Genomic DNA, 18,264 nt, shown 5'->3' with positions numbered 1-18,264 from the left:
GGTGGGCCGCCTTCGGGTACGGCAAAAAGCCGGCCCACCCTCAGGTGGACCGGCTCAGTGCAGCGGACCAGGCAGTGGCCGCGCGCTCAGCTGTTGGCGTCAGCGCGAGACCTTGCCGGCCTTGATGCACGAGGTGCAAGCGTTCACGCGCTTCGGCGTCCCGCCGACCACGGTACGCACACGCTGGATGTTCGGGTTCCAGCGGCGGGGCGTACGGCGGTGCGAGTGCGAGATGTTGTTGCCGAAGCCCGGCCCCTTGCCGCAGACGTCGCAGTTGGCAGCCACGGGTCACTCCAAAGACTTCAGATGCACTTACGGTTAATCCCGGCATGCCGGGATCGAGATCCTAAAACCTGAGATCTTGAGTGGCGTTGCCAGGGGACGGCCCGATCGGATCGGGCAACCGGAGCAGCATACAACGGCTGCACCAGCACCACGAAACTACCATGGCAGCTCGGGGCCCCGCTCCCGGCCCTCTTCCGGAGGACACCGGTCCGGGGTCTACGCTGCGTCCACGTCCAGCCAGCTCAGGGAGGCGCAGGTGGCGCAGGTGCCGCAGACATTCTTCGATGCTCTCGCGGTGCGCACCTGGTGCGGTCTGGCGCTCCGGGCACTGGGGCGGGCCCGCGAGGAGATCGACGCGATCAACGTCTATCCGGTGGCGGACGGCGACACCGGCACCAACCTCTATCTGACCCTGGAGTCGGCGACGACGGCCGTGGAGGCGGTGTTCGCCGGGTACGGGACCGGCTGTACGGAGCCGTCCCTCGCGGACGCGGTACGGGCCATGGCCCACGGGGCGCTCATCGGGGCCCGGGGCAATTCCGGGACGATCCTGGCGCAGCTGCTGCGGGGCATGGCGCAGGTGCTCGCGGAGAACGGTGACGCGTCTCACATCGACGGCTCCGGGCTGCGGCTGGCCCTGCGCCGGGCCGCCGACTCCGCCCGGCAGGCCGTGGCCCACCCGGTCGAGGGCACGGTGCTGACGGTCGCCTCGGCCGCCGCCGACGCCGCCGAGGGGGCCGAGGGCGACTGCGGGACGGTCGCGCGGGCCGCCTACGAGGGCGCGCGGGCGGCCCTGGCGGCGACCCCGGGCCAGCTGGCCGTCCTGAAGCGGGCCGGTGTGGTCGACGCGGGCGGACGGGGCCTGGTGGCGGTGCTGGGCGCGCTGGTGGAGGCGTTCACGGGGGAGTCGGTACGAGAAGCTCCGCTTCGGGAGAGCCCGCGTCGGGAGGCGTCGCTCGGGGAGGCCCCACTCGGGGAGGCCCCACTCGGGGAGGCGTCGCTCGGGGAGGCCCCGCTGGGAGAGGCGTCGCTCGGGGAGGCCCTGCTTCTGCAGGCCCCGCGGGCCCCGGAAGCCGTTTCCGTCGGGCACGCGCGCGGGGAGAGCGGTTCCGCACCCGACCTCTGCGCCGACGCGACGGAGGCCGACGGCCCCGCCTTCGAGGTGATCTATCTGCTGGAGGCCGACGACGCTGCCGTGGCCCGGCTCCGCGCGCGGCTCGACGCCCTCGGGGACTCGCTGGTCGTGGTCGGCGGCGACGGACTGTGGAACGTCCATGTGCACGTCGACGACGCCGGCGCCGCCGTGGAGGCGGGCGTCGAGGCCGGGCGGCCGTACCGGATCCGGATCACGCACTTCGGGCTCGGCGACGCGCACACCGGCCGCGAACGCCCACCCCGCGAACGCGCCCAGCGGGCGGTCGTCGCCGTCGTACCGGGCGAGGGGCTGGCCGGGCTGTACGCCGAGGCCGGCGCCACCACCGTCCTGGCCCGCCCCGGAGAGCCGCCCGCCAGCGGGGAACTGGTGCAGGCCGTACGGCGCGCCCACGCGCGCGAGGTCGTGCTGCTGCCCAACGACGCCGAGCTGCGTCACACGGCCGCCGCCGCGGCCGAGCAGGCCCGCACCGAAGGCATCCGGGTGGCGTTGATCCCGACCCGCTCGGCGGTCCAGGGCATCGCCGCGCTCGCGGTGCACGAGCCGGAGCGCCGGTTCGACGAGGACGTCGTCCAGATGACCTCGGCGGCGGGCGCCACCCGGTACGCCGAGGTCGTCGTCGCCGAGCACCAGTCGTGGACGACGGCCGGGATCTGCCAGGCCGGCGACGTGCTCGGCCTGATCGACGGCGATGTGGCGGTGATCGGCACGGACGTCACCGCCACCGCCCGGACCGTCCTGGACCGCATGCTCCAGGCCGGCGGCGAGCTGGTCACGCTCGTCGTCGGCGACGAGGCGCCCGGGACCGTCGCCGCGCACCTGGAGGCGCGCGTACGGGCGTCCTACCTGGCCGTGGACACGGTGGTGTACCGCGGCGGCCGGCAGGGCGCGCTGCTGCTCATCGGCGTGGAGTGACGCGGCGCGGCTCAGCCCCGCGGCTCGGCCTGCGCGCCCGCCTGTGCATCGTCCTCCGCGACCTGCGCGTCTTCCGCGTCCTCCGCCTCCTGTGCCGCCTCCAGCAGCTGGTCCGCCTCGGCCCGCCGCGCCCGGACGGTCTCGTCGCCGTCGTCGGTGCCCTCGTAGGCCGCGAGCACGGCACGCGCGCGTGCGGCCGCCCGCGCAGGGCGGCCTAGGTCCGCCTCCAGCCAGCCCGCGGCCAGTTCGGCGCCGGTACGGCCGTGCAGCCCGGCCGTGCCGAGCGCGTCGAACACCGCCACGGCCCGCGTCATCTGCTCCAGCGCCGCCTCGAACGCGGCGCGGATCGCCGGGTCCTCGGCCTCCTCGGGCGCCGAGCGGGCCAGCAGCTCCGCGAACTGCCGGTGCGTCCCGCCGAGTTCGGTGGCCAGCTGCTCCCGGTCCGCCGGGTCCGCCACCGCCAGCGCCGCCTCGCACTCCCGTACCGCCTGCGCCATCAGCACGCGTGCGTCCGCCGCCCCGGACTCCCCGCCCAGCGCCAGCCAGGCGCGGGCGCGCAGCGAGCGGACCAGGAACTGCGTGTTGCCGAGCGCGCGCCACAGGTCGCCCGCGCGCGCGTAGGCCCGGTCCGCCTCCTCCGCCAGCCCGGCGCTGCCCAGCGACTCGGCGGCGAGGTGGGCGAGCGTGGCGTGGTCCTGCTGCTCGGGCCAGTGCCGGGCGAGGTCGGCGGCCTTGAGCCGCTCTTCGGCGGCGGCCCGGTGCTCACCCAGCTCGCCCAGGCAGTCCCCGAGCCACCAGTGCGCCTGGACGACCACCCCGTCGCCGTGCGTCTCGGCGCTCAGGTCGGCCAGCGCGGACTCCAGCACCTCGGCGGCCTCCGCGTACCGGCCCAGGCGCAGCAGGAAGCCGCCCAGCTGCTGACGCGCCCAGGCGCCCAGCGTGCCGCTCTCGCCGGCCTCGTCGGCCCAGTGCGCGGCCTCCAGCGCGTGCTCGGCCGCCTCCGCGGGCGCGTCCCGGCCGCCGAGCACCTCGGCGAGCTGGAGGTGCAGCTGAGCCCGCCCGACCGGCTCCACGTACGGCCCGCCGTGCTCCAGGGCCGCCCGCAGCGCCCGCTCGGCGCCGGCCAGGTCACCGGCCTGGTGGGCCAGGGCCGCGATCTGCACCTCGTACTCCACCGCGAACCACGGCAGCCCGGCGGCCACGTACCCGCCGGCGGCCTGCCGGAACAGCTCCGCCGCCCGCTCCGCGTCCCCGGTGAGCCCGGCCAGCTCGGCGAGCATCGCCCGCGCCTCGGCCGCCCGCGCCGACAGCCGCACGTCACCCCCACCGCGCCCCTCGACGAGCGCCAGCACCTCCCGTACGGCGGCTTCGGCCGCCGCGACGGCACCCGGCCGGTCGGCCCCCTCGTGCACCTGTCGCATCAGGATCCGTGCCCGGCTCATCACCACCGACGCGGTCTGCCGTACGCCGGTGCCCTCGTCGGCGTAGAGCGCGAGTACCTCGTCGTACAGGCCGGTGACCGTGGCCAGGGCCGCGGTCACCTCGCCGGTCAGCGCGCGGACGTACGCCCCGCGCGCGCGTGCCGCCAGCGCCTCGCCGGGGTCGCCCGCCTCCGCGTACAGCGCCGCCGCTCGTTCGAACAGGGGCAGGCCCTCGGGGCCGCGGGCCATCGCCTCGTGGTCGGCGATCTCCGCGCGGTCGCGCGGCGCCAGCCCGGCGCCGTCCCGCGCCGCCCGCGCGACGGCCGCCCACGCCTCCAGGGCATGCGGCCGCAGGGTGTCCGACAGCCGCCGTGCCTCGGCGAGCAGGACGGGCAGGCCGGCCTCGTCGGGGGCTTCCGGCGACGCCGGGGGCGCGACCGCCGGTGTGGGCGCCGGGCGTACCGTACGCACCCCCAGCGGCAGCCGCTCCACCAGCGGGCGCTGGGCCATCCGCGCGCGGATCCGGTCGCCGACGGACGAGGTGCCGTTGCGGCGGTCGAACCGGTCGGCCAGTTCCGTCGCCTCCGCGCGCGCGTGCGCGGCGAGTTCCCGCGCGGTCCAGGTCCGCCCGGCCGGGCCCGGCACCCGCTGCTCGCCCAGGCCCAGCCCGGTCAGCCGGTCCATGAGCAGCGTCACCACGGCCATGAAGTCCAGCCGGCTGCGCGGATGCCCGGTGTCCGTGAAGTACGCCGGCCGCTCCGCCAGCAGCTCCAGGCCGCGCGCCTCGTTGCCGGTCAGCGCGCAGAACTCCACGTGGTCGGCGTACGCGCCGCGCATGCTCTCCATCGGGCGGACCAGCCGGAAGCCCCGCAGATGGTGCGCCCGGGCCTCCTCCACGCGGCCGAGCCGCAGCAGCGGGGCCAGCGATGAGGCGAGCGCGGTGTGCGGTTCGTGCGCGCAGGCGAACTCTCCCTCCAGCACCGGCCGCCACAGCCGAAGCGCCTCCGCGTCCCGGCCGCACCGGACCTGCCAGGTGCCCTGCGCGTGCAGCTCACAGGCGTGGCAGTCGGCCATCCGGTCCCGATCGGCGGCCAGCCACGCGGCGTACGCCCGCTCCGCGCGCGCGAGGTCCCCGATGTGCGCGGCCACGCTCAACTCGGCGCTGCGCACGGCACGTTCGGAATGCCCGGCGAGCCGGTAGCGGTGCTCCATCTCGCCGAGCCACTTCTCGATCGAGGCGAGCGGGATGTGCGGCTGGTCCAGCATGCCCGCCGACATCCACTTGAAGACCCAGTGCAGCGAGTGCGTCTCGTACTCGTCGAAGTCCTCGGGCCGTTCGTCCCACATGCGCAGCAGCCGCGCGAACGGGACGAACATCTTGTCCTTCTCGGAGCTGTAGTTGTAGACCTTCAACTGGTGCCCGAGCGCCTCGATCACGGCGAGCGGGATGTCCAGCCGCTCGGCCTCGGCGAGCAGTTGCTCCGCGCGCGCGTTGCGGGCCGGGCCCTCCGGCTGCTCGGAGTTCTCCGCCAGCGCCCGGCGCAGCGCGTCGAGATCCGTGATCTCACTCATCGTCCGTCACCCTCCCCGTGGGTCGCCCATGCGAGCAGCCCGATGAACGCCCGGTTGAGCAGCGCCGAGTCGGCCGGCCGCAGCGGCCGCTGCGCCATCAGCAGCGCCTGCCCGTACAGCGACTCGGTCGCGGTGCCGATCAGCTCCGGGTCCCCGAGCGCACCGATCCGCCGGACCAGCGGGTTGAGATGGTTGAGCACCAGACGCGCGCGGGGGGCGCTGCCGCGCAGCGAGCCCAGGATGCCCGCCCACAGGTCGTCGGCCTGCTCCTCGGCAGCCGCGCGGGCCTGCTCGTGCCGGGCCGCCCGGTCGTCCAGGTGCAGCGCGGGCACGGACAGCGGGTGGAAGGCCCGCAGGACGACGTCACAACCCAGCGGATCCAGCCTGGCCCGCGCGGCGGCCAGGAAACCGGACAGCGCCAGCTCCTCGCCCGGGTCGACCGCGTCCAGGTGCGCGGTCACGGTGTCCGCGTCCAGCTCGGCGACCACCGTCCCCGGCCGCACCCGCGGCAGCGCCTCGACCAGTTCGCTGTCGTACGTGTAGCCGCCGTTGATCACGCCGACGCCCTGCGCCGAGGCGATCGGCGCGACCTGCCGGTACTCCTCGACGGTCCGCGTGAAGTGCACCACCGGGTGCCGCTGTGCGAACTCCTCCAGGGACAGCTGCCCGTCGGTCGTCTCGAACGGCAGCCACGGCAGCATCGTGCGCAGCATCTCCCGGTCGTGCCGGGCCAGGGACTTCACGCCCAGGTGGTGCACGGCGAGGAAGGCCGACAGGCGCTCCGGGTCACCGGCCGCCAGCCCGGTCAGCCAGGACCGAATCCTTTCGCCGAGCGCGTCCCGTACGGCGGCGAGCGTCTCGTCCTCGTACAGCGACTCGCGCGAGGCCGTCGGCCGCAGACTGTCCGTGTCCAGTACACAGCGCACGAAGAACGCCCAGTCCGGCAGCAGCTGTTCGGCCCGCTCGGTGAGCAGCATGCCCTTCAGATGCACGCGGTGCGTCGCCCGCTGGGCCGGGCTCACCGCCGACGGCAGCACGTACGCCACCCCGCGGACCCCGGCCAGCGGCACGTCCAGGTCGATCGAGTCCAGCGGGGCGAAGCCGAACAGCTCCTGGCAGTGCCGGGCCAGCGCCACCCTCCGGCCGGCCGGACTCGGATGGGCGCGGTCCCAGGGGGCGGGCAGCTCGGTGACGGGCTCGTCGCCGACCCGGACGTCGTACGGCAGCAGGGAGCCGAAGTCGCGGGCGAGGCCGCGGACCCGCTCGGGCGCCAGCCACTCGGCCGCCCCGGCCCGCGCCGTCAGGTACACGGTCGTACCCGGCTCGGGCCGCTCCGCGGCGGGCAGTGTCCGCACGGTGTACGAGCCGTCGTCGCGGGCCGTCCACTCCACCGGCGGGGCCTCGGGCGTACGGGCGCTGCGGCTGACCACCCGGATCCGCTCGGCGACCACGAAGCAGGCCAGCAGCCCGATGCCGAACTGGCCGAGGAAGTCCGACCGGGCCTCCGCGAGGCCCTCGGCCCGCTTGGAGCTGCGGCCGATGGTCGCCAGCAGGCTGTGCACGTCCGGCTCGGTGAGCCCGACACCGGTGTCCTCCACACGCAGCCCGCCGTCCCCGGCGTACAGCCGGACCCGCGCCGGGGCGTCCGGCTCCGCGGCGCGGCGGGCGGTGATGGCGTCCACGGCGTTCTGGAGCAGCTCACGCAGATAGACCTTGGGGCTGGAATAGAGGTGATGCGAGAGCAGGTCCACCAGACCGCGCAGGTCGACCTGAAACGTATGAGGTAGGTGAGGTGACTGGGATGCCTGGGATGCCTGTGAGGTCTGGGAGTCCATCGTCACTGCGCCGGAGGGGGAGTGCGTGCGGCGCGGGGTCGGGCGGTCCCGGCGGGGCGGTGACCGCGAAGGATGGCCGGAGCGCGCCATCCTAGGCCGGAAGATCCCGTCTGACCAGGAGTTTCCCTGATGTTTACGGGATCGGGCCCGGAACCCGCAGGGCAGCGTCTACGGCATTGTCAGTGCGGTGGTGTGCAATGGATCTCGTGCCCGCACTGGAAGAACCACTGAAGCAGCCCCTCAAGTCAGTGCTCGGCCCCGCCACCGCGAAGGTGATGGCCGAGCACCTCGGCCTGCACACCGTCGGCGATCTCCTGCACCACTACCCGCGCAGATACGAGGAGCGCGGCCAGCTCACCCACCTAGCCGACCTCCCCATGGACGAGCACGTCACGGTGGTCGCCCAGGTCGCCGACGCCCGCCTGCACAGCTTCGCCTCGGCCAAGGCGCCCCGTGGCAAGGGCCAGCGCCTCGAGGTCACGATCACCGACGGCAGCGGCCGGCTCCAGCTGGTCTTCTTCGGCAACGGCGTGCACAAGCCCCACAAGGAGCTGCTGCCGGGCACCCGCGCGATGTTCGCCGGCAAGGTCTCCGTCTTCAACCGCCGCCTCCAGCTCGCCCATCCGGCCTACGAGTTGCTCAGAGGCGACGGCGAGGAAGCCGTCGAGACCTGGGCCGGTGCCCTGATCCCGATCTATCCCGCCACAGCCAAGCTGGAGTCCTGGAAGATCGGCAAGGCGGTGCAGACGGTCCTGCCCACCGCCCAGGAGGCACTCGACCCCCTCCCGGACTCCCTGCGCGCGGGCCGCGGCCTGGTCCCCCTCCCGGAGGCCCTGCTCAAGATCCACCGCCCGCACACCAAGGCCGACATCGCCGACGCCCGCGCCCGTCTGAAATGGGACGAGGCATTCGTCCTCCAGGTCGCCCTGGCCCGCCGCCGGCACGCCGACACGCAGTTGCCCGCCGTGCCCCGCGCACCCAAGCCGGACGGCATCCTCACGGCCTTCGACGACCGCCTCCCGTTCACCCTCACGGAAGGCCAGCAGAAGGTCTCCCGCGAGATCTTCGACGACCTCGCCACCGCACACCCGATGCACCGCCTGCTCCAGGGCGAGGTCGGCAGCGGAAAGACACTGGTCGCCCTGCGCGCCATGCTCGCCGTGGTCGACACGGGCGGCCAGGCGGCCATGCTCGCGCCCACCGAGGTCCTCGCCCAGCAGCACCACCGCTCCGTCACCGAGATGATGGGCGAACTGGCCGAGGGCGGGATGCTGGGCGGCGCCGAGCACGCCACCAAGGTGGTGCTGCTCACCGGCTCCATGGGCACGGCGGCCCGCCGCCAGGCCCTGCTCGATCTGGTCACCGGCGAGGCCGGCATCGTCATCGGCACCCACGCCCTGATCGAGGACAAGGTCCAGTTCCACGACCTCGGCCTGGTCGTGGTCGACGAACAGCACCGCTTCGGCGTGGAACAGCGCGACGCCCTGCGCGGCAAGGCGCACTCCCAGGGGGAAAGGCGGCTCCCGCACCTCCTCGTCATGACGGCGACGCCCATCCCGCGCACGGTCGCCATGACGGTCTTCGGCGACCTGGAGACCTCGGTCCTCGACCAGCTCCCGGCGGGCCGCTCCCCGATCGCCAGCCACGTCGTCCCGGCGGCCGACAAGCCCCACTTCCTGGCCCGCGCCTGGGAACGCGTGCGCGAGGAGGTGGCGAACGGCCACCAGGCGTACGTCGTCTGCCCCCGCATCGGCGACGAGGACGACGACCCGAAGAAGGCCGGCAAGAAGCAGACCGCGGAGGAGGAGGCCGACAAGCGCCCCCCGCTCGCGGTCATGGAGGTGGCCGACCAGCTGACCCGCGGCCCCCTCAAGGGCCTTCGGGTGGAGGTCCTGCACGGCCGTATGCACCCCGACGACAAGGACGCCGTGATGCGCCGCTTCGCGGCCGGCGAGACGGACGTCCTGGTCGCCACCACCGTCATCGAGGTCGGTGTGAACGTCCCGAACGCCACGGCCATGGTCATCATGGACGCCGACCGCTTCGGCGTCTCCCAGCTCCACCAGCTGCGCGGCCGGGTCGGCCGTGGCTCCGCCCCCGGCCTGTGCCTCCTGGTCACCGAGATGCCCGAGGCGAGCACGGCCCGCCAGCGCCTGAACGCGGTCGCCGCCACCCTGGACGGCTTCGAACTCTCCCGTATCGACCTCGAACAGCGCCGGGAGGGTGACGTCCTCGGCCAGGCCCAGTCCGGCGCCCGCTCCAGCCTCCGGGTCCTCGCGGTCATCGAGGACGAGGAGGTCATCGCGGAGGCGAGACAGGAGGCGGCGGCGGTGGTGGCGGCCGACCCGGAGCTGGAGCACCTGCCGGGCCTGCGCACGGCCCTGGACGCCCTGCTGGACGACGAGCGGGAGCAGTATTTGGAGAAAGGATGAGAAAGGGCGAAAAAGGGCGAGAACGGGTGAAGCGGGGGTGAAGCGGACTTGCCCAGGGCCGCGGCGCCGTGTCGCCATGCGGCTGCGCCACCCGGGCGCGAGCGGCCACGACGGGCCTGCTGCCACACTGAATTCGTAACCACCCCCGAACAAGGACCGAAGATGACCCGCGTGATCGCCGGCGCAGCCGGCGGACGTCGCCTGGCAGTCCCGCCAGGGACCGGCACCCGCCCCACCTCCGACCGCGCACGTGAGGCCCTCTTCTCCACCTGGCAGTCCCTCCTCGGCGGCCCCCTGGACGGCGAACGGGTCCTCGACCTCTACGCCGGCTCGGGCGCCGTGGGTCTGGAGGCGTTGTCGCGGGGCGCGGGGCACGCCCTGCTGGTGGAGGCCGACGCGCGCGCGGCGAAGACCGTCCGTGAGAACGTGAAAAACCTGGGCCTGCCCGGCGCCGAGGTCAGAGCGGGCAAAGCGGAACAGATCATCAAGGCGCCGGCGCCGGAAGAGCCGTATGACCTGGTCTTCCTCGACCCGCCGTACGCCGTCACAGACGACGATCTTCGCGAGATTCTGCTCACACTCCGCTCGGAACGCTGGCTCGCTGAGCAAGCGCTCGTCACCGTGGAGCGCAGCACCAGAGGCGGCGAATTCCACTGGCCGGACGGCTTCGAGGCGATCCGGTCCCGTCGCTACGGCGAGGGAACGTTTTGGTACGGTCGCGCCGCCTCTACGTGCGAAGACGCACGATGACCGGACCGGAGAGCGAGGGATCACAAGTGCGCCGCGCCGTATGTCCCGGGTCGTTCGACCCGATCACCAACGGACACCTCGACATCATCGCCCGAGCTTCCCGTCTCTACGACGAGGTCTATGTCGCGGTGATGATCAACAAGTCCAAGAAGGGCCTGTTCGGGATCGAGGAGCGGATCGAGCTGATCCGCGAAGTCACCTCCGAGTTCGCCAACGTCCGCGTGGAGGCGTTCCACGGCCTCCTCGTCGACTTCTGCAAGCAGCGCGACATCCCCGCCATCGTCAAGGGCCTGCGCGCCGTCAGCGACTTCGACTACGAGCTGCAGATGGCCCAGATGAACAACGGCCTCACCGGCGTCGAAACGCTGTTCGTGCCCACCAACCCCACCTACAGCTTCCTGTCCTCCTCCCTCGTCAAGGAGGTCGCGGCCTGGGGCGGCGACGTCTCCCACCTGGTGCCCGCCCAGGTCCTGGAGGCGTTGAACAAGCGTCTCGCCAAGGACTGATGGGGCTACAGTCGTCCCGTCCGTCTCCAACCCGGCAGAGAGTGGCGAGCACAGGTGGACGTGCAGAAGAAGCTTGACGAGATCGTCTCCACGGTCTCCAGTGCCCGGTCCATGCCCATGTCGGCATCGTGCGTGATCAACCGCGCCGAGCTGCTCGCGATGCTCGAAGAGGTGCGCCAGGCGCTGCCCGGCTCCCTCGCCCAGGCGCAGGAGCTGATCGGCGGCCGTGAGCAGATGGTCGAGCAGGCCCGGCAGGAGGCCGAGCGGATCATCGAGAACGCGCACGCCGAGCGCGGCTCGCTGATCTCCGACACCGAGATCGCCCGCCGCTCCCAGGCCGAGGCCGACCGGATCCTCGCCGAGGCCCGCAAGGAGGCCGAGGAGATCCGCGCCGAGGCCGACGACTACGTCGACTCCAAGCTCGCCAACTTCGAGGTCGTCCTCACCAAGACCCTCGGCTCGGTCGGCCGCGGCCGCGAGAAGCTGCTCGGCACCGGCCCCGGCCTGGACGAGAACGGCTACGAGGACGAGGACGCCCCCGAGCGCAGCCAGGACCCGCAGACCCTGCGCCACAACGCCGACGCCTACGTCGACGCCAAGCTGGGCGCCTTCGAGGCGGTCCTCGCCAAGACCCTGGAGGCCGTCGGCCGCGGCCGGCAGAAGCTGCACGGCAGGATCGCCACCGACGACCTCGGCGCCCTCGCCGACGACACCACGACGTTCCAGCACTCCAGCGACGCCGACTACCTCGCCGACCTCGCGGCCCTCGCGGACAGCGACCGCACGGACCGGCGGCAGCCGGAGCCGTCGTACGAGCCGCAGCCGGCCTACTCGCCGACCTCCGGCTACGCACCGGCGGGAGACGCCCCCCTCCAGCAGCAGGACCCGTACACGGGCTTCCCGCAGCAGCCGGACTACCCGGCGCAGCAGGACCCGTACGGCTACCGGCAGGCCGACCCGTACGCCTCGCCCGCCCCCGGCTACGCACCGGCGGGAGGTGCCGCCTTCCAGGGCTCCTACGACGCCCGGCAGGCCGCCTACGACCCCCAGGCCCAGCAGCCGCAGGAGCCGCAGCAGCAGGGCTATGCTCTGGACGAGACCAGCCTCTTCGACACGAGCATGATCAGCGCGGAGCAGCTGAGGGCGTACGAGCAGGGCCGGGGCCTCTAGCCCGCACCGGATTGGGCGCTGAGCGAAAGGTCCAGTATCCTGGCTGTTCGGTCGCGCGTATGCCCGCGATCACCGCTGCCCGGAGCACCTACGGGCGGCGTCCCTTCGAGTTCGAAGATCGAAAGCAGGAATGGCCTCCAACGCCCGCCTCGACCACCGCAACCCCCTCGTGTTCGATACGCACGAGCTGGGTCGGCGTCCTGGCGCGCTCCAGCGCCTGACCCGCACGATCGACGCTCCCGCCGATCTCGGCATCGATGGAGTCATCGGAGTGCCGCAAGGCGCCCCGGTGGAGCTCGAACTCCGGCTCGAGTCGGTGTTGGAAGGGGTGCTTGTCACAGGCACCGCCCGTGCAACGGCCGAGGGGGAGTGCGTAAGGTGTCTGGAGCCGGTCGGGCTGGAGCTCGAAGCGGACTTCCAGGAACTGTTCTCGTACCCTGACGCCGACGACCGGGGCCGCGTGATCGCGGAACCGGGCGACGACGCCGAGGACGACGAGGACAGGTTCTTCCTCGAGGACGGACTCTTCGACCTCGAACCTCTGCTGCGCGATGCGGTGGTGCTCGCACTGCCGATGCAGCCGGTGTGCCAGGAAGACTGTCCGGGCCTGTGCTCCGAGTGCGGAGCGCGGCTCGCGGACGACCCGGACCACCATCATGACGCCGTCGACATCCGTTGGGCGGCTTTGCAGGGACTCGCCGGTTCACTCGAAGACGGCGAGAAGGACGAGATGAGCGGCGACGCGACTCGATCAGCGCGCGTCGACGAGAAGCAGGAGAAGTAGCCGTGGCTGTTCCGAAGCGGAAGATGTCGCGCAGCAACACGCGCCACCGCCGGTCGCAGTGGAAGGCTGCGGTCCCCACCCTGGTTGCGTGCGAGCGCTGCCACGAGCCCAAGCAGCAGCACATCGCGTGCCCGTCTTGCGGCACCTACAACAAGCGCCAGGTCCTCGAAGTCTGAGCGGGCTGGTGAGGGGCACTGTGTCCACGGCAAAGAAGAACTCTCCCCGCGTCAGCGGGGGTGGCCCGGCGGACAACCAGGCCTCGTCCCACGCGCTTCTGGAAGGGCGGCTCGGCTACCAGGTCGAGTCCGCCCTTCTGGTGCGAGCGCTGACCCACCGTTCCTACGCGTACGAGAACGGCGGTCTGCCGACGAACGAGCGGCTGGAGTTCCTCGGGGACTCCGTGCTCGGCCTCGTCGTCACGGACACGCTGTACCGCACCCACCCCGACCTGCCCGAAGGCCAGCTGGCCAAGCTGCGGGCCGCGGTGGTCAACTCTCGTGCGCTGGCGGAGGTCGGCCGCGGCCTCGACCTGGGCGCCTTCATCCGGCTCGGCCGGGGTGAAGAGGGCACGGGCGGCCGGGACAAGGCGTCCATTCTCGCCGACACCCTGGAAGCGGTGATCGGCGCGGTCTATCTCGACCAGGGCCTCGACGCGGCCTCCGAACTGGTGCACCGCCTGTTCGACCCGCTGATCGAGAAGTCCTCCAATCTCGGCGCCGGCCTGGACTGGAAGACGTCCCTCCAGGAGCTGACCGCGATCGAGGGACTCGGCGTGCCCGAGTACCTGGTCACGGAGACCGGCCCCGACCACGAGAAGACCTTCACTGCTGCCGCCCGCGTCGGAGGCGTCTCGTACGGCACCGGCACCGGCCGCAGCAAGAAGGAGGCGGAGCAGCAGGCCGCCGAGTCCGCCTGGCGGTCCATCCGGGCCGCCGCGGACGAGCGCGCCAAGGCGGCCAAGGAGCCCGCCAAGGAGCCTGTCAAGGAGACGGCCGACGAGGCCGTCAAGGGCGGCGACACGTCGTCCGCAACCGCCTGACACCACAGCACACGAGCGCCCGCCCCGCCGTCCACGCCGGGGCGGGCGCTCGGCTCATCCACCGGTTCCTACGGTTCTGACGGGGGTGCCCATGCCCGAGTTGCCCGAGGTCGAGGTCGTCCGGCGCGGACTGGAGCGCTGGGTCGCCCACCGGACCGTCGCCGAGACCGAGGTGCTGCACCCGCGCGCCGTGCGCCGGCATCTCGCCGGGCCCGACGACTTCACGCACCGGCTCAAGGGCCACCACATCGGCCCGCCCCGCCGGCGCGGCAAGTACCTGTGGCTGCCGCTGGAGGAGACCAACCAGTCCGTCCTCGCCCACCTCGGCATGAGCGGCCAGCTGCTGGTCCAGCCGCATGACGCGCCGGACGAGAAGCATCTGCGCATCCGCGTCCGGTTCGCCGACGCCCTCGGCACCGAACTCCGCTTCGTCGACCAGCGCACCTTCGGCGGCCTGTCGCTGCACGACAACACCCCCGACGGCCTGCCCGACGTCATCGCGCACATCGCCCGCGACCCGCTGGACCCGCTCTTCGACGACGCGGCCTTCCACCAGGCGCTGCGCCGCAAGCGGACGACCATCAAACGGGCGCTGCTGGACCAGTCGCTGATCAGCGGGGTCGGCAACATCTACGCGGACGAGGCCCTGTGGCGCGCCCGCCTCCACTACGAGCGCCCCACGGCCACCTTCACCCGCCCGCTCACCACCGGACTCCTCGGCCACGTCCGGGATGTCATGAACGCGGCCCTCGCCGTCGGCGGCACCAGCTTCGACAGCCTGTACGTCAACGTCAACGGCGAGTCCGGCTACTTCGACCGCTCCCTGGACGCCTACGGCCGAGAGGGCCTGCCGTGCAAGCGCTGCGGCACCCCGATGCGCCGCCGCCCCTGGATGAACCGGTCCAGCTACTTCTGCCCGAAGTGTCAGAGGGCGCCGCGCGTCTCGTCGTAACGTGCGCGGGCCGCGAGGACGTCGTCCATCGCGCCCTCCACGCAGTGGATGAGCGCGAGGAGCCGTTCGGCGACCTGACGGCCCAGGGGAGTCAGCTCGTAGTCCACCCGGGGCGGGTTCGTCGGCTGGGCCTCGCGGTGTACCAGGCCGTCGCGCTCCAGCGCGTGCAGCGTCTGGGACAGCATCTTCTCGCTCACGCCGTCGACGCGGCGGCGCAGCTCGTTGAAGCGCAGAGAGCCCTCGTACAGCGCGCCGAGCGTCAGTCCGCCCCAGCGGCCTGTGACGTGCTCCAGCGTGCCGCGTGACGGGCAGGCCTTGGCGAAGACGTTGTAGGCGAGGTCCTCGTGGTCCTCGATGGTGGCGCTCATACCACAAGCGTACGCGAGCGCAGCGCTAACCGGCAGGTTGCACTAACCAGAAGTTAGTGCTTTCCTGGGGTCACTGCTTTGAGCTGTCCATTCGAGGAGTCTCCGTGACCACCCCTGTCGTTTCCATCGCCTACCACTCCGGCTACGGCCACACCACCGTCCTCGCCGAGGCCGTCCGCGCCGGTGCCGTCGAGGCCGGTGCCGAGGTGCACCTGATCAAGGTGGACGAGATCACCGAGGAGCAGTGGGAGACGCTGGACCGCTCCGACGCCATCGTCTTCGGCTCGCCCACCTACATGGGCACCGCCTCCGGCGCCTTCCACGTCTTCGCCGAGGCGACCTCCAAGCGCTGGTTCGGCCAGGACTGGAAGGACAAGCTGGCCGCCGGCTTCACCAACTCGGCCTCCAAGAGCGGCGACAAGCTGCACACCCTCCAGTTCTTCCAGACCCTTGCCGCCCAGCACGGCATGCACTGGGTCAACCTCGGTCTGCTCCCCGGCTGGAACAGCAGCACCGCCTCCGAGAACGACCTCAACCGCCTCGGCTTCTTCACCGGCGCGGCCGCCCAGACCAACAACGACCAGGGCCCCGAGGGCGTCCACAAGGCGGACATAGCCACCGCCGAGCACCTGGGCCGCCGGGTGACGGAAACGGCGAAGGTCTTCGCCCGGGGGCGCGTCACCGCGTAAGCCGGATCGCCGCCGAGTAAACGTTCACCGGGTTGGTCGCGGAGTCCTCGATCGCCGGACGTGGGACAACCCAGCCTGTCCGGTGATTGAGCCCTCCTCAGGTCTTCCCTCAGCGGGTCCTCCCTCATCCGCAGGGCGGATACGGTCCGCCGTAGCGGACGAAGCGCGGCCGCCGTGTCCAGGACGATCATGTACGTCATGACGACAGCGACCGCCCCTCTCCCCGCCTCCGCGCCTGCGTCTGTGTGGGCTCGCCGGGCTGCCCACGCCATCGCTTTGTGTGCCGTCCCGTCCGGCCTGTGGCGCATCGCCATGGCATCGGGTGTCTATGTGGGCTACAGCGACCAGGTGCTGCACGACGTCTTCGACATCCCAGGCTGGGGCATCGGATACGTCGTCGGTCTCTCCGTCCTTGCCGAGCTGGCCGCTCTGTTTCCGCTGCTCCTCGTCAGTGACCGGTGGCGACCGCTGCCTCCCAAGGTCCTCGCCCCGCTGGCCTGGACTGCCTCGGGCGTCCTGGTCCTGGTGGCGCTGTGGCAACTCGTGGTCGCTTTCACCGTCGAGAGCCAGACGTACATGTCGAGCGGTACGGCACAGACCGTCTGGGGCTTCGCTTTCGCCCCGCTGTTCGCCATCCCGGCTCTGATGACCGCGGTGACCTGGTCGTACGCAAAGCGGCACCGGGCGCGGGGACAGGCATACAGCGGTCGGAACAGACGTCACCACCCATCCAACCGACCCAACCACCGACCCGGCGAACCTTCCCGGTCAGAGCACTAGCCCGGCGGAGCGGCTTTGGGCTGGAGCTGCTTCGGGACGAGTGATCATGGCCCCCTGTATCGGGCGCTTGTGGACCGTGCTGCCGGTTGCGGGCTCCGTCAGGGGGAGGCGTTCGGTCTGGCGGTCGAAGACGTGGTTACCGATGGCGGCCCTGAGGCGGCCCAGGAGACCTCACAGGGCGCTGACCTGCGGGAATCTCAATAGCCGAAATCCTGGGTCCACCAGGGGCCGCCCGGCCCGAGGTGGACGCCGACGCCGAGGGTCTTGAAGTCGCAGTTCAGGATGTTGGCGCGGTGGCCGGGGCTGTTCATCCAGGCCGCCATGACGACCGCCGCGTCGGCCTGGCCGCGGGCGATGTTCTCGCCGCCGAGGTCGGTGATCCCGGCCTTCGCGGCCCGGTCCCACGGCGACCTGCCGTCCGGGTCGGTGTGGTCGAAGAAACCCCGCGCGGCCATGTCGTCGCTGAACGCCTCGGCCAGCCCGGTGAGCGAGGAGTTCGCCGCCAGCGGGCTGCAACCGACCTTCGCCCGCTCCTCGTTGACCAGCTTCAGCACCTCCGCCTCGGCGGCGGCCTCCCTCGACACCGTCACCGGTGCGGAGGTCGGCGTCGGCGCCTTGGTGGCCGTACGCGACGGGGGGCCCTTCGGCTCGGCGGACATCGGCGGCTTGGAGGGGGTGGCCCTGCGGGTCGGCTTCCTGGTGGCCGTCTTCGACGGGGACGGCGTGGGTGACGCCGACGCGGAGGCGGAGGAGGAGGCGGCGGAGGAGGAGGAGGCCGACGGGGTCGGGGGCGTGCTGTGCCCGGTCTTCCCGCCGGTGGCAGCGCTGCTCGGGCTGCCGGCGCCGCTTCCGGCCCCGTCGTCGGCGCTGCCCGAGGTGCCGCCCTGCTCGCTGGCCGTGTTGCTGGGCGAGCCCACGGCCTGCACGCGGTCCCCGCCGGTGGTGTGCGTACCGCCGCCGAGCTGGTAGTTGTCCAGGCCCGGCACCACACCCGTGGCCACCGCGGCCGTGCCGAGGGCGACGGCCGCGGACACCCCGAGCAGGCCCGCGCGTACCGGCCGTACGGCCTTCTTCCGGCGCCGTCGGCCACTCGAGGACCCGTCCGACGGGGTGAAGCCGCCATCGAAGCCGCCATCGAAGCCGTCACCGAAGCGGCCACCGAAGCCGCCGCCACCGACGCCCCCGCCCGCGGCCACTCCCGGGTCGGCGTCCGTGTCGAACAGATACGCCTGGGCCTTGGCGGTGGCCTCGGCGTACGCCTCCGGGTTCAGATAGGGCGCGATGCCCATGGGTATCTGCCGGTCACCACGTTCCCCCGCGGACGAGTGCAGGGGGCTCCCGCCTCCGGTGCCGAGGCGCTTCGTGTCCGTGGCCCCCGTGGCGGCGCGGCCGGCGGCGGTGCGTCGGTGGCGTCCCATGTCCTTGCCCTCTTCCTCGTGCGCGCGGTCGGCCCGGAGCCTGTACGGCGAGCGACTCGCCGGCGAGTGACTCCCTCTGGCCGACCCGACTCACTCGATCGAGTGAGTTTCATGGGCGAGTCATTGGGTCCGGACGGTACCCCATGGCGCTCGGGGGCGATGTGTCCGGAAAGACATGGGCCGGTTAGGTTGCAC

General features: G+C 72.4%; 16 protein-coding genes. 11 read left to right on the top strand and 5 right to left on the bottom strand.

The window, feature by feature from the left end:
* Positions 1 to 99: 99 nt before the first annotated feature.
* Complete coding sequence (gene rpmB / locus ACZ7DL_RS34535) at positions 100 to 285, bottom strand: 50S ribosomal protein L28 (RefSeq protein ID WP_004924906.1); 186 nt, start codon at positions 283 to 285, stop codon at positions 100 to 102.
* A gap of 256 nt (positions 286 to 541) precedes the next feature.
* Here rpmB and ACZ7DL_RS34530 point away from each other — a divergent pair, with 256 nt between their 5' ends.
* Positions 542 to 2,353, top strand: a complete 1,812-nt coding sequence (locus tag ACZ7DL_RS34530; RefSeq protein ID WP_470780369.1) for a DAK2 domain-containing protein — start codon at positions 542 to 544, stop codon at positions 2,351 to 2,353.
* An 11-nt stretch (positions 2,354 to 2,364) separates the two neighbouring features.
* Here ACZ7DL_RS34530 and ACZ7DL_RS34525 read toward each other — a convergent pair whose 3' ends face one another.
* Positions 2,365 to 5,346, bottom strand: coding sequence for a tetratricopeptide repeat protein (locus ACZ7DL_RS34525; RefSeq protein ID WP_470780367.1), 2,982 nt, complete (start codon positions 5,344 to 5,346; stop codon positions 2,365 to 2,367).
* Positions 5,343 to 7,181: an HSP90 family protein gene (locus ACZ7DL_RS34520; protein WP_470780365.1), complete on the bottom strand. Its 1,839-nt coding sequence runs from the start codon at positions 7,179 to 7,181 to the stop codon at positions 5,343 to 5,345. The genes ACZ7DL_RS34525 and ACZ7DL_RS34520 overlap by 4 nt, the downstream gene beginning before the upstream one ends.
* A 197-nt stretch (positions 7,182 to 7,378) precedes the next feature.
* On the opposite strand from ACZ7DL_RS34520, the gene recG reads away from it, so the two are divergent.
* The 8 genes from recG (at position 7,379) to mutM (ending at position 14,814) form a co-directional block, all read left to right on the top strand.
* A complete protein-coding gene (gene recG / locus ACZ7DL_RS34515) occupies positions 7,379 to 9,613 on the top strand; it encodes an ATP-dependent DNA helicase RecG (protein ID WP_470780363.1) in 2,235 nt (744 codons plus the stop codon).
* 162 nt (positions 9,614 to 9,775) lie between these two features.
* Positions 9,776 to 10,363: a 16S rRNA (guanine(966)-N(2))-methyltransferase RsmD gene (rsmD, locus tag ACZ7DL_RS34510; RefSeq protein ID WP_470780361.1), complete on the top strand. Its 588-nt coding sequence runs from the start codon at positions 9,776 to 9,778 to the stop codon at positions 10,361 to 10,363.
* A gap of 26 nt (positions 10,364 to 10,389) precedes the next feature.
* The gene (gene coaD / locus ACZ7DL_RS34505; RefSeq protein WP_470780359.1) at positions 10,390 to 10,869 is read left to right on the top strand and encodes a pantetheine-phosphate adenylyltransferase; all 480 of its coding nucleotides are present in this window, start codon (positions 10,390 to 10,392) and stop codon (positions 10,867 to 10,869) included.
* Between the two features lie 54 nt (positions 10,870 to 10,923).
* Positions 10,924 to 12,039 carry an ATP synthase F0 subunit B gene (locus ACZ7DL_RS34500; protein WP_470780357.1) on the top strand — a complete coding sequence of 372 codons (1,116 nt, stop codon included), beginning with the start codon at positions 10,924 to 10,926 and terminating at the stop codon, positions 12,037 to 12,039.
* 130 nt (positions 12,040 to 12,169) lie between these two features.
* Positions 12,170 to 12,823 carry a YceD family protein gene (locus tag ACZ7DL_RS34495; protein ID WP_470780356.1) on the top strand — a complete coding sequence of 218 codons (654 nt, stop codon included), beginning with the start codon at positions 12,170 to 12,172 and terminating at the stop codon, positions 12,821 to 12,823.
* Between the two features lie 2 nt (positions 12,824 to 12,825).
* Positions 12,826 to 12,999 carry a 50S ribosomal protein L32 gene (gene rpmF / locus ACZ7DL_RS34490; RefSeq protein WP_003951102.1) on the top strand — a complete coding sequence of 58 codons (174 nt, stop codon included), beginning with the start codon at positions 12,826 to 12,828 and terminating at the stop codon, positions 12,997 to 12,999.
* Positions 13,000 to 13,019: 20 nt separating this feature from the next.
* Complete coding sequence (gene rnc, locus ACZ7DL_RS34485; RefSeq protein ID WP_470780354.1) at positions 13,020 to 13,862, top strand: ribonuclease III; 843 nt, start codon at positions 13,020 to 13,022, stop codon at positions 13,860 to 13,862.
* A 91-nt stretch (positions 13,863 to 13,953) separates the two neighbouring features.
* Positions 13,954 to 14,814 carry a bifunctional DNA-formamidopyrimidine glycosylase/DNA-(apurinic or apyrimidinic site) lyase gene (gene mutM, locus ACZ7DL_RS34480; RefSeq protein ID WP_470780352.1) on the top strand — a complete coding sequence of 287 codons (861 nt, stop codon included), beginning with the start codon at positions 13,954 to 13,956 and terminating at the stop codon, positions 14,812 to 14,814.
* Here mutM and ACZ7DL_RS34475 read toward each other — a convergent pair.
* A complete protein-coding gene (locus ACZ7DL_RS34475; RefSeq protein WP_470780350.1) occupies positions 14,787 to 15,182 on the bottom strand; it encodes a winged helix-turn-helix transcriptional regulator in 396 nt (131 codons plus the stop codon). The two genes, mutM and ACZ7DL_RS34475, sit on opposite strands and share 28 nt — an antisense overlap.
* 104 nt (positions 15,183 to 15,286) lie before the next feature.
* Here ACZ7DL_RS34475 and ACZ7DL_RS34470 point away from each other — a divergent pair, with 104 nt between their 5' ends.
* Positions 15,287 to 15,871 carry a flavodoxin family protein gene (locus tag ACZ7DL_RS34470; protein ID WP_470780348.1) on the top strand — a complete coding sequence of 195 codons (585 nt, stop codon included), beginning with the start codon at positions 15,287 to 15,289 and terminating at the stop codon, positions 15,869 to 15,871.
* A 189-nt stretch (positions 15,872 to 16,060) separates the two neighbouring features.
* Complete coding sequence (locus tag ACZ7DL_RS34465; protein WP_470780417.1) at positions 16,061 to 16,651, top strand: hypothetical protein; 591 nt, start codon at positions 16,061 to 16,063, stop codon at positions 16,649 to 16,651.
* A 197-nt stretch (positions 16,652 to 16,848) separates the two neighbouring features.
* On the opposite strand, the gene ACZ7DL_RS34460 is transcribed toward ACZ7DL_RS34465, so the two are convergent.
* On the bottom strand, positions 16,849 to 18,069 hold the full coding sequence (locus ACZ7DL_RS34460) for a CAP domain-containing protein (protein WP_470780346.1): 1,221 nt from the start codon (positions 18,067 to 18,069) through the stop codon (positions 16,849 to 16,851).
* Between the last annotated feature and the right edge of the window lie 195 nt (positions 18,070 to 18,264).

This window comes from Streptomyces sp. NPDC036984 (assembly GCF_055607665.1).
This window is presented reverse-complemented; position numbering and strand designations above follow the sequence as displayed.